15 protein-coding genes are annotated in these 15,621 nt (G+C 68.4%); 12 read left to right on the top strand and 3 right to left on the bottom strand.

Annotation, left to right across the window (positions count from 1 at the left end):
• Positions 1 to 118 precede the first annotated feature (118 nt).
• Both ACIHA7_RS05870 and ACIHA7_RS05865 read left to right on the top strand, forming a co-directional pair.
• Complete coding sequence (locus ACIHA7_RS05870) at positions 119 to 2,176, top strand: CocE/NonD family hydrolase (RefSeq protein ID WP_397285933.1); 2,058 nt, start codon at positions 119 to 121, stop codon at positions 2,174 to 2,176.
• A 204-nt stretch (positions 2,177 to 2,380) separates the two neighbouring features.
• Positions 2,381 to 4,411 (top strand): CocE/NonD family hydrolase, encoded by a 2,031-nt coding sequence (locus ACIHA7_RS05865; protein WP_397285931.1) that lies wholly within the window; start codon positions 2,381 to 2,383, stop codon positions 4,409 to 4,411.
• Positions 4,412 to 4,506: 95 nt separating this feature from the next.
• Here the strand turns inward: ACIHA7_RS05865 and ACIHA7_RS05860 are convergent, their stop codons facing one another.
• Positions 4,507 to 5,169: an NADPH-dependent F420 reductase gene (locus ACIHA7_RS05860; RefSeq protein ID WP_397285929.1), complete on the bottom strand. Its 663-nt coding sequence runs from the start codon at positions 5,167 to 5,169 to the stop codon at positions 4,507 to 4,509.
• Positions 5,170 to 5,258: 89 nt separating this feature from the next.
• On the opposite strand from ACIHA7_RS05860, the gene ACIHA7_RS05855 reads away from it, so the two are divergent.
• The 3 genes from ACIHA7_RS05855 (at position 5,259) to ACIHA7_RS05845 (ending at position 7,837) form a co-directional block, all read left to right on the top strand.
• Positions 5,259 to 5,666, top strand: a complete 408-nt coding sequence (locus ACIHA7_RS05855; protein WP_397285927.1) for a winged helix-turn-helix transcriptional regulator — start codon at positions 5,259 to 5,261, stop codon at positions 5,664 to 5,666.
• 249 nt (positions 5,667 to 5,915) lie between these two features.
• Positions 5,916 to 7,151 carry a cell wall metabolism sensor histidine kinase WalK gene (locus ACIHA7_RS05850; protein ID WP_135233643.1) on the top strand — a complete coding sequence of 412 codons (1,236 nt, stop codon included), beginning with the start codon at positions 5,916 to 5,918 and terminating at the stop codon, positions 7,149 to 7,151.
• Entirely contained in the window at positions 7,148 to 7,837 is a 690-nt protein-coding gene (locus tag ACIHA7_RS05845; RefSeq protein ID WP_069160635.1) for a response regulator transcription factor, read from the top strand. The genes ACIHA7_RS05850 and ACIHA7_RS05845 overlap by 4 nt, the downstream gene beginning before the upstream one ends.
• Positions 7,838 to 7,906: 69 nt before the next feature.
• Here the strand turns inward: ACIHA7_RS05845 and ACIHA7_RS05840 are convergent, their stop codons facing one another.
• Together ACIHA7_RS05840 and ACIHA7_RS05835 are read right to left on the bottom strand one after the other, a co-directional pair.
• Positions 7,907 to 8,239, bottom strand: a complete 333-nt coding sequence (locus tag ACIHA7_RS05840) for a hypothetical protein (protein ID WP_397285925.1) — start codon at positions 8,237 to 8,239, stop codon at positions 7,907 to 7,909.
• 79 nt (positions 8,240 to 8,318) lie between these two features.
• Positions 8,319 to 9,116 (bottom strand): hypothetical protein, encoded by a 798-nt coding sequence (locus ACIHA7_RS05835; RefSeq protein ID WP_397285923.1) that lies wholly within the window; start codon positions 9,114 to 9,116, stop codon positions 8,319 to 8,321.
• A gap of 143 nt (positions 9,117 to 9,259) precedes the next feature.
• On the opposite strand from ACIHA7_RS05835, the gene ACIHA7_RS05830 reads away from it, so the two are divergent.
• From ACIHA7_RS05830 to ACIHA7_RS05800, 7 genes are all read left to right on the top strand, one after another.
• Positions 9,260 to 10,294 carry a hypothetical protein gene (locus tag ACIHA7_RS05830; RefSeq protein ID WP_397285921.1) on the top strand — a complete coding sequence of 345 codons (1,035 nt, stop codon included), beginning with the start codon at positions 9,260 to 9,262 and terminating at the stop codon, positions 10,292 to 10,294.
• Between the two features lie 25 nt (positions 10,295 to 10,319).
• Positions 10,320 to 11,900, top strand: a complete 1,581-nt coding sequence (locus ACIHA7_RS05825; protein ID WP_397285919.1) for a hypothetical protein — start codon at positions 10,320 to 10,322, stop codon at positions 11,898 to 11,900.
• 128 nt (positions 11,901 to 12,028) lie between these two features.
• Positions 12,029 to 12,895, top strand: a complete 867-nt coding sequence (locus tag ACIHA7_RS05820) for a sugar phosphate isomerase/epimerase family protein (protein ID WP_397286543.1) — start codon at positions 12,029 to 12,031, stop codon at positions 12,893 to 12,895.
• 135 nt (positions 12,896 to 13,030) lie between these two features.
• The gene (locus tag ACIHA7_RS05815) at positions 13,031 to 13,930 is read left to right on the top strand and encodes a thioesterase family protein (protein WP_397285917.1); all 900 of its coding nucleotides are present in this window, start codon (positions 13,031 to 13,033) and stop codon (positions 13,928 to 13,930) included.
• Between the two features lie 22 nt (positions 13,931 to 13,952).
• A complete protein-coding gene (gene proC, locus ACIHA7_RS05810) occupies positions 13,953 to 14,789 on the top strand; it encodes a pyrroline-5-carboxylate reductase (protein ID WP_397285915.1) in 837 nt (278 codons plus the stop codon).
• Between the two features lie 171 nt (positions 14,790 to 14,960).
• Positions 14,961 to 15,245: a helix-turn-helix domain-containing protein gene (locus tag ACIHA7_RS05805; protein WP_370465384.1), complete on the top strand. Its 285-nt coding sequence runs from the start codon at positions 14,961 to 14,963 to the stop codon at positions 15,243 to 15,245.
• Between the two features lie 263 nt (positions 15,246 to 15,508).
• The gene (locus ACIHA7_RS05800) at positions 15,509 to 15,610 is read left to right on the top strand and encodes a 30S ribosomal protein bS22 (protein ID WP_003402602.1); all 102 of its coding nucleotides are present in this window, start codon (positions 15,509 to 15,511) and stop codon (positions 15,608 to 15,610) included.
• The last annotated feature ends 11 nt before the right edge of the window (positions 15,611 to 15,621 follow it).

The raw sequence follows: 15,621 nt of genomic DNA, 5'->3' as shown, positions 1-15,621 counted from the left end.
TCGAGTTGCTGTATGTGAACCTCTATTCGGAATCAGTACGTGTTACCCCTTGTCATTACCGACAAGTAGGTATGTACACTTTGGTCGTTCGACCAGCCCGAGAGGTAGATCACGCCTGATGAAGCACGCGTTGCGGTTCACAGTCGCGGCAGTTGCCGCCGCGATGCTCGTCCCGTTCCTCACCAGCGGCGCTTCCGCCGCGCCGACGCCGACCGGCCCCGACGGCGGAGCCGCGGGCGCGGCTTGGCAGGCGACCCAGGACGCCCCGCAGCAGTATCCGAACATCCACATCGAATGGGACGTCCCCATCACGATGAGTGACGGAACGGTCTTGAAGGGCAATGTCTATCGCCCCGCGGACGCCGCGAGCCGTCCCATCGATACGCCGACGCCCACGGTGGTCAACCTGACGCCCTACACCAAGCTGGTGTCGAACCTGGCCGACCACGCGCAGTCCATCCCCGGCCTGTCCGACGCGTTGCTCGGGCTGTTCCGCGAGATCGACCTGAGCGGCACCCCGCTCTCCGGCGTCACCGACCTGACCAAGGCCTTCGGCGGCGGCGAGCTGCGCAACTTCACCGTCGACCGGCAGCTCATCAAGAGCGGCTACTCGCAGGTCGTCGTCGACGTGCGCGGCACCGGCTTCTCCCAGGGCACCTGGGACATGCTGCGCCAGCGCGAACAGCGCGACACTGTCGAGGTGATCGACTGGGCCGCGCGTCAGCCCTGGTCCAACGGCCGCATCGGCATGAACGGCATCTCCTACTCCGGCATCAACCAGGTGCAGGCCGCGCAGCAGAACCCGCCCGCGCTGAAGGCGATCTTCCCCGTGGTGCCGGGCAGCGACCTGATGAACGACGTGCTCGCCCCCGGCGGCGGCTTCGGCTTCAACTTCATCCCGCTGTGGCTGACCGCCATCAACGGTCTGAAGCTGGTGCCCGATCTGGCGTCGGTGCTCAACGGGCAGTTCGACACCCAGTGGCTGGCCGACCGCGTCCGAGATCCGTTGACCTTCATGGACGTCCTGCTCAACGTCTACACCACCGCGCGCGTCGAGGACCTCGATCCGCGCGCCAAGGAACTGCTGACCGGCAGCTCCCGCCCGCGCGACGGCTGGCTCAGCGATCCGTCCAAGATTCAGGTGCCGACCTTCGTCACCGGTGGCTGGCACGACCTGTTCACCTACTCGGAATCGAAGATCTACAACGAGATTCCGCTGCCGGCCGGGCAGAAGCAGCTGCTGATGGGCAACACCTACCACGTCAATTCCGGCAACGAGTACGCCAAGCCGGGCCTGCCGCCGCGGCTGGACGTGTTGCAGCGCGCGTGGTTCGACAAGTGGCTCAAGGGCATCGACAACGGTATCGATCAGTACGGCCCGATCACGTTGCGGCAGCAGGGCGGCGGCTGGATCACCACCGGCTCGTTCGCCGCGCCGAGCGTGACCGCCGACGCGCAGTCCGCGACGCATCAGCGGATGTACCTGTCCGCCAACCCCAGTGGCACCGCGAACAGCGTGTACGACGGATCGCTCACCGCCGCCGCCAACGGCGACACCGCGCGGTTGTCCATCGCGCCCGGCCTGACCAGCCTGTGCTCCAACGACGCGGCGCAGGGCAGCGCGGGCATCCTGTCGATCATCGACGGCTGCGCGAAGGACTCCAGGATCCAGGAGACCAACGGGCTCACCTTCACCAGTGCGCCGGTCGCCGAGCCGACCTCGGTGTCCGGGCGGATCGCGGTGCGGCTCAACACCGTTCAGGACGCCGCCGACGGATACTGGGTGGTCACCGTCAACGATGTCGCGCCGGACGGCCAGTCCACCGTGTTGTCCTCCGGGCAGATCATGGCATCGCTGCGCGAGATCGACGAGGCCAACAGCACCCGCTCGGCCAACGGCGACTACACCGATCCGCGGCCGTTCACCTCGCTGGAACACCGGCAGCCGACGGTGCCCGGTGAGGCGACGACCCTGGATATCACCATGCCCGCGACCGAGGCGCTGCTGAAGCCCGGGCATCGGCTGCGCGTCGATGTCTATGCGGGCAATTTCCCGAAGGGGCTGCCGATTCTGCCGATGTTGCTCGATACCGGGCTGAAGCCGCAGCATGTGCAGCTGGATCCGAATCGGCCGAGTTTCGTGAATGTGCCGGTGCGGGGAAATCCCGGTTGGTGATGTCGGCCTGAATATCTCGAAAGGGCGCTTTCGTCTCGAATGATTCGAGCGAAGGCGCCCTTTCGTCTATCGGCATACCGCTGCTTTCGCGGGCCGGAGCTTGTGAGCATGCACGAACTTTCGTGATTTTCCCGCGCGGACCAGCCGATCTCTGTTTCCCTCCTCTGGTTAGAGAGCAACCGTTCCCCTAAGAGAGTGGATTCAATGAGGTATGCGCTCCGCACCGCGGCCTTGGCTGTCGCGGCGGTGGCCTTGGCCCCCTTCCTTTCGCCCTCTGCGGCAGCGAGCCCCGTCGGCCCCGACGGCGGCGCCACCGGTGCGGCGTGGGCCGCGACCGAGGACGGCCCGCAGCAGTATCCGAACGTCTTCATCGAATGGGACGTGCCGATCACCATGAGCGACGGCACCGTGCTCAAGGGGAACGTCTACCACCCGGCCGACGCTGCGGGACAACCGATCTCGACGCCTACGCCGACCATCGTCAACATGACGCCCTACACCAAGCTCGGCTCGATGATCGCGGACAGCATGATCTCGATCCCGTGGCTGTCGGACGCGGTGCTGCAGGTGGCCCGCGATGTCGACCTGTCCGGCACGCCGTTCTCCGGCATCACCGATCTCACCAAAGCGCTCGGCGGCGGCCTGCTGCGCAACTTCACCGTGGACCGGCAGCTGATCAAGAGCGGGTACACCCAGGTCGTCGTCGATGTCCGGGGAACCGGCTTCTCGCAAGGACTCTGGGACCTGCTGCGTTACCGGGAACAGCAGGACACCGTCGAGGTGATCGACTGGGCGGTCAGGCAGCCGTGGTCCACCGGCGACATCGGCATGAACGGCGTCTCCTATTCGGGGCTGAACCAACTGCAGGTCGCCGCGAAGAATCCACCGGCGCTGAAGGCGATCTTCCCGGTGGTGCCGAGCCGGAATCCTTTCCGGGACTTGGTCGCACCCGGCGGCAGCATCGGCGTCACCTTCATGCCCGCGTGGCTCGCCGCGGTCAACGGCGGCAAGTTGGTGCCCGACCTGGCGTCGGTGCTGCGCGGCCAGTTCGACATGAAGTGGCTGATGGATCGGCTGGCCGATCCGTTCACCTTCGTCGACGCGCTGGTGAACGTGCTGATCACCCCGGATATCAACCAGCTCAACCCCAAGGTGCAGGAGGTGCTGCACTCCGACAGCCCGTTCCGGCAGGCCTGGGAGACCGACCCGACCCGAATCACCGTGCCCACCTTCGTGACCGGCGGCTGGCACGACGTGTTCGTCAATTCGCAGGCCGACGTGTACCGGCGGATTCCGTTGCCGCCCGGGCAGAAGCAGCTGTTCGTGGGCGACGGCTACCACATCAGCAACGGCAACGAGTCCGGCCGTCCCGGCCTGCCGCCGCGGATGGACGTGCTGCAGCGCGCCTGGTTCGACAAGTGGCTCAAGGGCATCGACAACGGCATCGATGAATACGGCCCGGTGACCGTCCGGCAGCAGGGCGGCGGCTGGATCACCGCGCCCTCGTTCCCGCAGCCGGGCGCCGAGCACCGGCGGATGTATCTGTCCGCCGTGCCGAGCGGGACCGCGACCAGCGTGCACGACGGCTCGCTGTTCGCCGCGCCGAGCCCGAGCGTGGACCGGCTCACCGTCGCGCCGGGCCTCACCGGCCTGTGCTCGCGCGACGCGGCCCAGCAGACCATCGGGGTGCTCTCGATCATCAATGCCTGCGGCCTGGATTCGCGGATCCAGGAACTCAACGGGCTCACCTTCACCAGTGCGCCGGTCGCCGAGCCGACCACCATCTCCGGCCCGATCGCGGTGCGGCTCAACACCGTTCAGGACGCCACCGACGGCTACTGGGTCGCCACGGTGAACGACGTCGCGCCCGACGGGCAGTCGACCGTGCTGTCCTCGGGGCAGCTGGTCGCCTCGCTGCGCGCCATCGACGAGGGCCGCAGCACCCGTCTGCCGAACGGCGACTACACCGACCCGGTGCCCGACCTGTCACTGGACAGCAGGCAACCGACGGTGCCGGGACAGCCGACGGCCCTGGATATTTCGGTGCCGGGCATCGAGGCGGTGCTGCGACCGGGCCATCGGCTGCGCGTCGATGTCTACGCGGGCAACTTCCCCAAGGGCCTGCCGCCGACCCCGCTGCTGGTGGAGAGCGGTCTGCGTCCGCAGCACCTGTTGCTGGACCAGAACCAGCCAAGTTTCGTGAATATCCCGGTGCGCGGAAACCCGGGCTGGTAAACCGTAACCCGGTCTGAGCGTGCACTTATCGCGCATCGAAGCTTCATCTCGCGGGGTATGAGCGAGTAGCGCGCGCTCAGTCCGGGGCGCACCGGTTACTGATCCACCTCGGCGAACGCCGCCTCGAGCGGCGGGAAGATGGCGCGCGCGTCCTCGCCCGCGAACCAGAGCCCGACGGTGAACACCGACACGGCCTCCAGATATTTCGCCCGATGCAGCCCGCCCGCCGAAACCGGCTGCAGCTTCAGATCTTCGACCAGGGTGGCCACGCGCGCCAACGCGTCCGGGTCGTCACCGCACAGCGGCACGCCCAGCCTGCGCTGCTCGAATACGCGAGCATCCGATTCCCACACCTCGGCCGCGCACAGATTGAACGCCTTCACGACGTGCGCCCCCGGCGCCGCCGCCGCGATGCGTTCGGCGACAGCCTCTTCCGACAGCACGAACGCCGTCGCACCCTCGGGTGCGGCCGCGTCCGGCTCGTAGGCATTGGTGCAGTCGACCACGGTCCGCCCGGCGAGCAGCCCGCCGACCGTCCGCAACACCTCGTCCAACGCGTCCACCGGCAGCGCGAGCAACACCACCTCGCCGAACGCCGCGGCGTCGCGAATACTTCCGGCCCGCGCGCCGATCGTGGCCGCCAACTCCGCGGCCGCGGCCGCCGATCTGGCACCGATGCGGACCTCGTGACCCGCCGCGACCCAGCCACCGCCGAGCGCCCGCGCCATCGCCCCGGCACCGATGATTCCGATTCGCATATCCACTCCTAGCTCGAAAGGTCTTGTCCAAACGCTAGGAAGATCGATAGGCACCTGCGGGTGCCCAATAACGCTGGCATGCTGGTGGCATGACCGCCGTGCACGCCGAGCCGATCACCGCCGAACGGGTGGAGTTCGCGCCCTACGGCGATTTCGAGTCCGATTGCCCGGCCCGGATGGGCGTCGACGTCTTCGGAAACTCCTGGCTACCGGTCGTCGTCTACATGCTCCGCGAGGGCCCGATGCGCCCGAGCGACCTGCGCGCGTCGATCGGTGGCATCAGCCAGAAGATGCTGACGCAAACCCTGCGCCGGATGGAGCGGATGACCCTCATCGAACGTCACCGCTACGCCGAAGCTCCACCCCGCGTCGAGTACCGCCTCACCGAAGCGGGCCGAGACCTGCTCACTCCCATCTACGCCCTCGGCGAATGGGTGGACAAACACGGCCGAGCCGTCAGCGCGGGCCTGGCAGGCCCGGACGACGAAGACGACTGATCTCGCGAGCACGACGAAGCGACTGACGTCGCAGGCACACGGGTAACTTGCCGGCCCCAGCTAACTCCGCCGACCCCCTCCTCACCGCCCACCGACGGCACTCGCACCGCACCCGGGGTCGACCCGGAGTCGCGGTGCGGCAGAACAGCACGTAAACGGGGGGCTAACAGGGTCGGAAGTAGCTATGACCTGCACGAAACATCGTGCACCCGGAGTTGGATACGTCCTACGCGACCGTACGATTCAAGTGTGAGTGTTCCGCAAGCCGTGCTACTGGCAGTCCTTGCGGCTGTCGTAGGTCTGGCAGTCGGCGGGCTACTTATCCCCTATATGAACGCCAGGCAGCAGGCCAGGCGGCAGGCCGACTCCGGCCTGACCATGTCGCAGGTGCTCGACCTGATCGTGCTCGCCTCCGAGAGCGGCATCGCGGTGGTCGACGAGTACCGCGACGTGGTGCTGGTGAATCCGCGTGCCGAGGAGCTCGGCCTGGTCCGCAACCGCCTGCTCGACGAGCGCGCCTGGGCCGCGGTGGAGAAGGTGCTGGCCACCGGCGAGTCCGCCGAGTTCGACCTCACCGCGAAGAACCCGGTGCCCGGCCGCGGCCGCATCGCCGTGCGCGGCGTGGCCCGCCAGCTATCGCGCGAGGACACCAACTTCACCGTGCTCTTCGCCGACGACGACTCCGAGCAGGCCAGGATGGAGGCCACCCGGCGCGACTTCGTCGCCAACGTCAGCCACGAGCTCAAGACCCCGGTCGGCGCGATGAGCCTGCTGGCCGAGGCCATGCTCGAGTCCGCAGAGGATCCCGAGGCGGTGCGCCACTTCGGGCAGCGGGTACTCGGCGAATCCCGGCGGCTCGGCAAAATGGTGACCGAACTCATCGCGCTGTCCCGGCTGCAGGGCGCGGAGAAGCTGCCCGAGCTCGAGGTGGTCGACGTGGACACCGTGGTGATGCAGGCGGTGGACCGCTCGCGCACCGCCGCCGAGGCCGCGGGCATCACCGTCAGCACCGACCGGCCCAGCGGGCTCGAGGTGCTCGGCGACGAAACCTTGCTGGTCACAGCCCTATCGAACCTGGTGGAGAACGCGATAGCGTACTCACCGGCTGGCTCACACGTGTCGGTGAGCCGCTCCCTACGCGGCGACCATGTCGCGATGGCCGTGACCGATCGCGGCATCGGCATCGCCAAGGAAGACCAAGAGCGGGTGTTCGAACGTTTCTTCCGGTCCGATAAGGCCCGCTCGCGCGCCACCGGCGGTACCGGCCTCGGCCTGGCTATCGTCAAGCACGTGGCCGCCAACCACAACGGTGAGATCACGTTGTGGAGCAAGCTGGGCACCGGTTCGACGTTCACCCTGCGAATACCTGCCCACCACGAGGCCGACGGAGAAGAGGATTCCGCCGGTCCGACGGTGAGCATGAGAGAAACAAGCCCGCGCCCCTCGGGGCCGGGCCGACCCAATGGTGTGGAGGCACGCAGATGACGAGTGTGTTGATCGTCGAGGATGAGGAGTCGCTGGCCGATCCGCTCGCGTTCCTGCTGCGCAAGGAGGGTTTCGAGGTCACCGTTGTCGGTGACGGACCATCCGCGCTCGCCGAGTTCGATCGGTCCGGTGCCGACATCGTGCTGCTCGATCTCATGCTGCCAGGCATGAGCGGCACGGACGTGTGCAAGCAGTTGCGCACCCGCAGCGGCGTACCGGTGATCATGGTGACGGCAAGGGACAGCGAGATCGACAAGGTGGTCGGGCTGGAGCTCGGCGCCGACGACTACGTGACGAAGCCATACTCGGCGCGCGAGCTGATCGCGCGCATTCGGGCCGTGCTGCGCCGCGGCGCGGGCGACGAGTTGGACGGCACCAATGAGAGCGGCGTGCTGGAAGCGGGCCCCGTCCGGATGGATGTGGACCGCCACACCGTCCTGGTGAACGGCAAGCCGGTGACGTTGCCGCTCAAGGAATTCGACCTGCTCGAATATCTCCTGCGCAACTCCGGCCGGGTGCTCACCCGCGGCCAGCTGATCGATCGCGTCTGGGGCGCCGACTACGTCGGCGACACCAAAACCCTCGACGTGCACGTGAAGCGGCTGCGCTCGAAGATCGAGGCGGACCCGGCCAAGCCGGAGCATCTGGTCACGGTCCGCGGACTCGGCTACAAACTCGAGGCGTGAGCTGACAAAGCTACGGCCGAGGGCGCTGCGAAGCCCTCGGCCGTAGTTTCGGTTGTGCGGTGCTACTTCTTACGGCAGGTAGGTCCAGGTCGGGCCGACGCCGGGGACGTCGATCTTGCGCAACGAGATCCAGCCCAGGTCGTCTTCCTGCATGCAGTCGTAGACGTCCGCGGCGTTGGTGCCGCGGCAGGCGATGGTGCGCGAGGTGCCGTACGGGCTCATGATCAGGTTCTTGCCCGCCTTGGCGGCGCCCATGGCGTCGGGGGTGTTGGCGGGCAGGAAGTCGGCGGTGAAATCGGCGTACTTGGCGGGATCACCGTTCGGTTCGGCGTGCGCCATTGCGGGGAGACACAGTGCGGCGCCGAGCGAAACGGCGGCCAGGGTCAGAACTTTCTTGGACATGACCGCACATCAAACCGCAAACGGGTGAAGATCGCATGCCTTACAGGTGAACGGGGTGCAAGCTCGCATTCCGAGGGGCTCACCCGGCCGCGGTGTTCGCGCTGTCGCGCATGCGGTCCGCGTGCACCGTCGCCGGGTGGATCGCGATGAGGCCGAGCCCCGCTCGACGCTTGCAGTGCCTGGCCAGTTCGTCGTAGGCCGGTGCGCCGAGCAGTTCCTTCAGTTCCGGGCCGTAGGACTGCCACACCGGCCGGGTGCCGACGTGGGCGTCCGGCGAGCCGGAGCAGTACCAGTCCAGGTCTTCGCCGCCGGGGCCCCAGCCGCGCCGGTCGTACTCGGTGACCGTGGTGCGCAGGATCTGCACGCCGTCGGGCCGGTCCACCCACTCCTGGGTGCGCCGGATCGGCAACTGCCAGCACACGTCCGGCTTCACCTCCAGCGGTTCGATGCCGCGGCGCAGCGCCATGGAGTGCAGCGAGCAGCCGACACCGCCGGCGAAGCCGGGCCGATTGAGGAAGATGCACGCGCCGTCGAACCGGCGGGTGCGCAGCGCGGGCTCGTCCTCGAGCTCGTCGAGCTCCAGATAGCCCTTCTTGGTGACCTTGCCCGCGGCGTCGGTCGCCTCGCCCATCAGCTGCCAATCCGCTGGTGTGAGCATTTTCACAGCGTCCTGCAGGCGCTTGCGGTCGTCCTTGTCGGAGAGGAACGCGCCGTGCGAGCAGCAGCCGTCATCGGGGCGCTCGGCGATGATGCCCTGGCAGGCCGGGGTGCCGAAGACACACGTCCAGCTCGACAGTAGCCAGGTCAGATCCGCGACGATCAGATGCTCGTCGTTTGCTGGATCGACGAACTCGATCCATTCGCGGGGGAAATCCATGTCGACCTCGGGACTCGGATCGATCTTCCCCGCTGGTCGGGGCCGCTTCGGCCCACTCGCTGATGCGCCTACCGTCACACCTCGGAACGCTAACAGTTCAGTCGCTTAACCTATAGGACCGGATCACCCAGTACCGTGTTCTTGTGCGGCTTGGGGTACTCGATGTCGGAAGCAATACCGTCCACCTGCTGGTGGTGGACGCGCATCGGGGTGGTCACCCCATGCCGATGAGCTCTACCAAGGCCACTTTACGGCTGTCGGAGAACATCGACGGCGAGGGCAGGATCACCGAGGCGGGCGCCCAGCGGCTGATCGCCACGGTCGCCGAATTCGCCAGCATCGCTGAGACTTCCCGGTGCGTCGAGCTGATGCCGTTCGCCACCTCCGCACTGCGCGAGGCGACCAATTCCGAGGACGTGCTCGGCCGGGTCCGCGCGCAGACCGGCGTCGATCTGCAGGTGCTCTCCGGCGTCGACGAGGCGCGGTTGACCTTCCTCGCGGTGCGCCGCTGGTTCGGCTGGAGCGCGGGGCGCATCCTCAATCTCGACATCGGTGGCGGCTCGCTGGAGATGACCAACGGCGGCGACGAGGAACCCGATGTCTCGCTGTCGCTGCAGCTCGGTGCCGGACGGTTGACCAGAGAGTGGCTGCGCGAGGATCCGCCGGGCAAGCGGCGGGTCAACGTGCTGCGCGACTGGCTCGACGCGGAGCTGACGCTGCCCGCCAAACAGCTGCTCGACGCGGGCAAACCGGATCTGGCCGTCGGCACCTCGAAGACCTTCCGTTCGCTGGCCAGGCTGACCGGAGCGGCACCCTCGGCGGCGGGCCCTCGGGTGCGTCGTACACTCACCAGCTCAGGTCTGCGCCAGCTGATTGCGTTCATCTCGCGGATGACGGCCGCGGACCGTGCAGAATTGGAAGGCGTAAGTTCCGATCGGTCACAGCAATTGGTGGCTGGCGCATTGGTCGCGGAGGCGAGTATGCGGGCACTATCGCTGGAGTCCCTGGAGATTTGTCCCTGGGCGCTGCGAGAAGGACTGATCCTGCGCAAACTGGATACCGACATGAATGGCGGACCCCGAGCAACCTGCTTACCGGGCCCGGCGACCGACAGCGGCGACCCGGTGCTCGGTGCTGCCGCCGCGCTACCCGGTCCGATAGGGACGGTGTCGTCATGAATGGGCGCGCTAGCGAGGCGAAGTCATGAGCGATGATTCCAAACAGCTATCGGTCGCTGAGCTGCTGGCCCGCAACGGGCAGCAGGGCGCGTCCGCCGCTGGAGGTGGCCGACGCCGCCGCGGCGGTCGCGGGATCTCGGTGGCCGAGCTGACCGGTGACATGCCTGCCATCGGCAGCGGTCACTCCTCGCATGCCGCGCCCGAGGCCGACGTGCCCGACGAACCGGTCTACGAGGCCCCGGCCTACGAACCGCCTGCGCCGGAACCTGTCTCATACGCGCCACCCGCGCCGGACCCCGCGGCGTATTCCCCGATCTCCGGCCCGATCTCGATGTACGACCCGCTCGCGGCGTACGCCCAGCCCGAGCCGGCCGCCGACCCGTTGCCCGGCCGATCCAATCGGGTGATGCCCGGCCGGGAGATGCCGCCCGCGCGGCACGGCGGCTCCGCCGATCCGCTGTCCCCGCGCACGCCGGTAGACGACCTGTACGCCCCCTCGCCCAACCCGTACGCGCCGTCACCCAACCCGTACGCCCCGTCGCCCAATCCCTACGCGAGCGACCCGGTGCCCGACGAGCCCCCGCCGCGGCGCTCCGGCCGCCGCCGCAGGCAGGACGACCACGACGACGCGACCACCGAGGTGCGCCCGCTGCGTGAGGTCGCCGCGCCCGACCAGGGTGGCCGCGGCGCGACCAACGGCCGCGCCGAGCGCAACGGCGCCACCGGCGGCCGGGCCGCCCGGCGTCGCGCGGCCGAGGCCGAGGCCGAAGAGGCCGCACCGTCGACCGCGGCCTGGTCGCCGTCGGCCGCGGATTACGAGCCGGAACCCGAACTGCCGGAGTCGCGCGCCACGGCGCCGTGGGCGCCGACGCCCGAGCCACCGCCGGAACCCCCGCGAAGATCAGCGCAGCGCAACGGTGCCGCCGAGGGCGGTCTGCCCGCGTGGTCGGCGCGAAGACGCAAACCCGATGCGCCGCAACGCAACGACCCGCCGCCCGAGGTCGAGGGTATTTCGACCGCCGCCTGGTCGCTGGCCAGCCAGGACCAGCAGCTCGTTTCCGGCCAGACGGTCGCGGGCGATCTGCTCAGGGACGGTGTCGAGCGGGCCGAACGCGCGGGCGCCGAACGCGCGGCCGACGCCGCCGGACGGGGCAAACGCGGTCGCGGCAAACGCGATTCGGGCCGCGCGCCCGTCGACGAGCTCGAGATGTACGACGGCAAGACCGATTTCTTCGAGCCGGTCGACCTGGACGCCGAGCACGACGACCTCGACGAGGACGAGCAGTCCGAGCGCGCCGCGCCGCGCCGCTCGGCCAGGGCGGCCAGGAAGGCCGAGTACGACGCCAACCGCCGCCAGTGGATGATCCTGGGTGGCCAGAGCACCGGCGCGGCCGTCGCGGGCATGCTGCTGTTCAAGGGTTTCGAGCGGATGTGGGAGATGCTCCCCTGGGTGGCGCTGGCCCTGGCGATGATCGTGATCCTCGGTCTGGTGGCGTTGGTACGGATTCTGCGCCGGACCGACGACGTGCTGAGCACTGTGATCGCGGTCGTCGTAGGCGTCTTCGTCACGCTGGGGCCGCTAGCCTTTCTGCTCAGTACGAACTGAGGCAGGGAGCGCCAGTGGGGAAAACCGGACAGGCAGACCAGACCAGGGTGCATCGCGCCCCCGCTGCCGAAGCGCGACCCGCGGCGGTCGCGCCGGGGGAGTCCGCGGGTGCGCCGGACCGGCGCCAGATCCTCGTCGGGCTCTCCACCGCGTCGGTGTATCCGCAGAACACCGAGGCGGCTTTTCGGTATGCGGCCGAACTCGGTTACGACGGCATCGAATTGATGGTCTGGGCCGAACCGGCCAGCCAGAGCATCGCCACCGTCCAGTCCTATGCCCGCAAGTACGACGTGCCGGTGATCGCGATTCACGCGCCGTGCCTGCTGATCTCGCAGCGGGTGTGGGGTTCGGATCCGGTTGCCAAACTCGAACGCAGCGTGCGCACCGCCGAGGCGCTCGGTGCGCGCACCGTCGTGGTGCATCCGCCGTTCCGCTGGCAGCGGCGCTACGCCGAGAACTTCGCCGACCAGGTGGCCGAGCTGGAGGAGCACAGCCCGGTCATCGTCGCGGTGGAGAACATGTTCCCGATGCGGGCCGACACCCTGTTCGGGCGCGGCGCCCGCTCGGTGCGGCGGCTGGAGCGCCGGGGTGGGCCCGGCGTTGGGCTCACCGCGTTCAGTCCGTCGTATGACCCGACCGACACCGGTTTCGAGCACTACACCCTCGATCTGTCGCACACCGCCACCGCGGGCGCGGACCCCCTGGCGCTGGCCGCCCGGATGGGTCAGGGCCTGGCGCACCTGCATCTGGCCGACGGCCGCGGCGCCGCGCACGACGAGCATCTGGTGCCCGGCGAAGGCACCCAGCCGTGCGTCGAAGTGTGTGACACGTTGGTGCGCAACGGTTTCGCCGGTCAGGCGGTCGCCGAGATCAACACCCAGAACGCGCGGACCACGCAGGCCCGCGCGGCCATGCTGCACCGCACCCTCGCCTTCGCCAGGCTGCATCTCAACGGCCAGACCGCGCCGGCGCCGACCTCGGCCCATCACGCCTGACCGGCACTGTGACGCACGTCGCCGTCGTCTCGCCGAGGGGGATGCGCACGTCGAGCGGGCTCGTTCTACGCTGTATGAACGCCGCGTATCAGCAACCCTGATCGCCGACGCGGCAGCTGGACGACAGGAGTGACGATGACAACGGAGCTGGGTACGACAACGGAGCTGGGTACGACACCGGTCACCACGACGGATGCCCCGTTCAGCCAGGTACTCACGTTGACCGAGCTGGCTCCGACCATCCCCGATACCGGCCGCTACCTGGGCACCATCGGCAAGACCTGGACGATCGGCAAGAAGGTGCACGGCGGCACCATGGTCGCCGCCAGCGCGTCGGCGGGCCTGAAATGGTTGCGCACGGCCGATCCCGCGCTCGCGGGCATGGCGCCGATCGTCGCCGGCTCCGATTTCCTCGGCGCGCCCGATCCGGGCGACGTCGAGTACGAGGTGCACATCCGCAAGATCGGCAGGCAGATCTGCCTGGCCGACGTGAACCTGATCCAGAACGGCCGCACTCTGGTGCGCACCGCTCTCACCTTCGGCCACCTCGACGACGCCGAGCCGCTGTTCGCCCGCGAACACAGCGACATGCCGGTCGAACCACCGGCCGACGCGGTCGGCTACGAGCCGGGCTCGCCGATGGGCCGGATCGTGCACGTCGGCCAGGCCGCCGAGCTCTACCTCGATCGGGAGTGGGCCCGCTTCCTCGACGGCGAAACGGCCGAGCCGCGGCTGCGGCTGTGGATGCGCCCGCGGCCCGCCGACGAGCAGGACCCGGACGTCGCCATGTTCTTCGCGATGATGGCCACCGACATCAGCCCGCCGGTGCCGTACAACCTCGGCCACTACGGCTGGTCGCCCACCGTCCAGATGGTTAGCTTCCTGCGCCGCAAGCCCGCCCCCGGCTGGCTGCGGGTCATCGCGACCACCCACGAGGTCGGCGGCCGCATGTTCGACGAGGATCAGTTGGTGCTCGACGCCACCGGAGCCGTGGTCGCACAGAGCCGCCAGCTGGCGCTGATTCCGCAGCGATGAGCGCCGTCTAGCCTTGACCCCCATGACGAGAATTGCGGTTATCGGTGGCGGGCGCATCGGGGAGGCGCTTATCGCAGGTCTGCTCGAATCGGGGCGGCCGGCAAAAGACCTGGTTGTCGTCGAGACCTTTCCGGAGCGCGGCGCGCAGATCGCCGAGCGCTTCGGCGTGCGGGTCACCGATTCGGTGGCCGACGCCGCGGTCGGGGCGGACCTGCTGGTCGTCGCGGTCAAGCCCGCGGACGTGGACGCGGTGATGACCGCGCTGGGCAAGGCCGCCCTCAGCGACGACCCGAGCGTCGGCAACGATCGCGACCAGATCCTGGTCTCGCTGGCCGCCGGCGTGCCGACCGCGCGGTTGGAGGCGAAGCTGCCCGCCGGTTTCCCGGTGGTCCGGGTGATGCCGAATACTCCGATGCTGGTCGGCCAGGGCATGAGCGTCATCGCACCGGGCCGGCACACGCGGGCGCCGCAGCTGGAGCTGGTGACCGAGGTGCTCGGCGCGGTCGGCAAGGTGGTGACTGTCGCGGAGTCGCAGATGGACGCGGTCACCGCGGTCTCCGGCTCGGGGCCCGCCTACTTTTTCCTGGTCGTCGAGGCCATGGTGGACGCGGGCGTCGGTCTCGGCCTGACCCGCGAGGTGGCCACGCAGCTGGTGGTGCAGACCATGGTCGGCGCGGCGGCGCTGCTCGACGAGTCCGAGCAGAGCGCGGTGGAGCTGCGCGCCGCAGTCACCTCACCGGCGGGCACCACCGCCGCCGCGATCCGCGAGCTCGAGCGTGGCGGGGTCCGTTCGGCCTTCCTGGAGGCGCTGCACGCCGCGAAGCAGCGCTCCGCCGAGCAGGGCACGACCGCCGAATAAACAGCGCGCGACCGGTTGGTTTCCGAAGGGAAAAGCTGATTTCTCACTCCCGTCGCAGTAACACCACTGGTCCCGCTAAGCTTCAAGGAGCACGTGCGTGTCTGTTCCGCCGGTGGGGAAGCCGGCGGCGCGGACGTGCCGGAGGTCAATGGTGCAATGATGTCTAACAAGATGTCTGCAAGTAGCTCAGGAAGTTCGAGTGGCTCAGGTCCCTCAGGCGCCCGGGCTGGTTCCCGGACGCAAGGTGGTTCCGGGTCGCAGGGTCAACCCATGCTCGGCGGCACTCAGTTCCTCACGGTCGCCGAGGTGGCGAGCCTGATGCGAGTGTCCAAGATGACGGTGTACCGGCTTGTGCATTCCGGTGAGTTGCCCGCGGTGCGGGTGGGTCGTTCGTTCCGGGTACACGCCAAAGCGGTGCACGACTATCTGGAGACGTCCTACTTCGACGCCGGATGAACGACTGATCCGACCGCGCTCCACGGGGTGCGGGCCGCCGACGGAGCAGACTCCGGCGGCGTTGGATCAGGCGGTTTCGAAGCTAGCTGGACGTGCCGGTACGATGGACCCTCGGTTCGTGTTCGCCCGCCGGAGGCATTGCTTTGTGGTGCCCGGTGGTACCCGGCGGCGCGGACACTGGGCGTGAGGCTTGCCGAGCGACCGGTCAGTTGGCGTACGTGTGTAGCGTGCGCGCCGAGTAGAGAGACGCGAGGAACAACCCTATGGGTTCTGTGATCAAGAAGCGCCGCAAGCGCATGTCGAAGAAGAAGCACCGCAAGCTGCTTCGCCGCACACGCGTGCAGCGGCGCAAACTCGGCAAGTAAGCGCTGCGCGT

Origin of the sequence: Nocardia sp. NPDC052316, assembly GCF_044547795.1 — a bacterium.
Taxonomy (GTDB): Bacteria; Actinomycetota; Actinomycetes; order Mycobacteriales; family Mycobacteriaceae; genus Nocardia.
This window is presented reverse-complemented; position numbering and strand designations above follow the sequence as displayed.

Coding starts and splice junctions, on each gene's coding strand:
- ACIHA7_RS05840 (WP_397285925.1), bottom strand. CDS start 8,239: ATGTCCAAGAAAGTTCTGACCCTGGCCGCCGTTTCGCTCGGCGCCGCA.
- ACIHA7_RS05845 (WP_069160635.1), top strand. CDS start 7,148: ATGACGAGTGTGTTGATCGTCGAGGATGAGGAGTCGCTGGCCGATCCG.
- ACIHA7_RS05870 (WP_397285933.1), top strand. CDS start 119: ATGAAGCACGCGTTGCGGTTCACAGTCGCGGCAGTTGCCGCCGCGATG.
- ACIHA7_RS05835 (WP_397285923.1), bottom strand. CDS start 9,116: ATGGATTTCCCCCGCGAATGGATCGAGTTCGTCGATCCAGCAAACGAC.
- ACIHA7_RS05865 (WP_397285931.1), top strand. CDS start 2,381: ATGAGGTATGCGCTCCGCACCGCGGCCTTGGCTGTCGCGGCGGTGGCC.
- ACIHA7_RS05860 (WP_397285929.1), bottom strand. CDS start 5,169: ATGCGAATCGGAATCATCGGTGCCGGGGCGATGGCGCGGGCGCTCGGC.
- ACIHA7_RS05855 (WP_397285927.1), top strand. CDS start 5,259: ATGACCGCCGTGCACGCCGAGCCGATCACCGCCGAACGGGTGGAGTTC.
- ACIHA7_RS05825 (WP_397285919.1), top strand. CDS start 10,320: ATGAGCGATGATTCCAAACAGCTATCGGTCGCTGAGCTGCTGGCCCGC.
- ACIHA7_RS05805 (WP_370465384.1), top strand. CDS start 14,961: ATGTCTGCAAGTAGCTCAGGAAGTTCGAGTGGCTCAGGTCCCTCAGGC.
- ACIHA7_RS05800 (WP_003402602.1), top strand. CDS start 15,509: ATGGGTTCTGTGATCAAGAAGCGCCGCAAGCGCATGTCGAAGAAGAAG.
- ACIHA7_RS05815 (WP_397285917.1), top strand. CDS start 13,031: ATGACAACGGAGCTGGGTACGACAACGGAGCTGGGTACGACACCGGTC.
- proC (WP_397285915.1), top strand. CDS start 13,953: ATGACGAGAATTGCGGTTATCGGTGGCGGGCGCATCGGGGAGGCGCTT.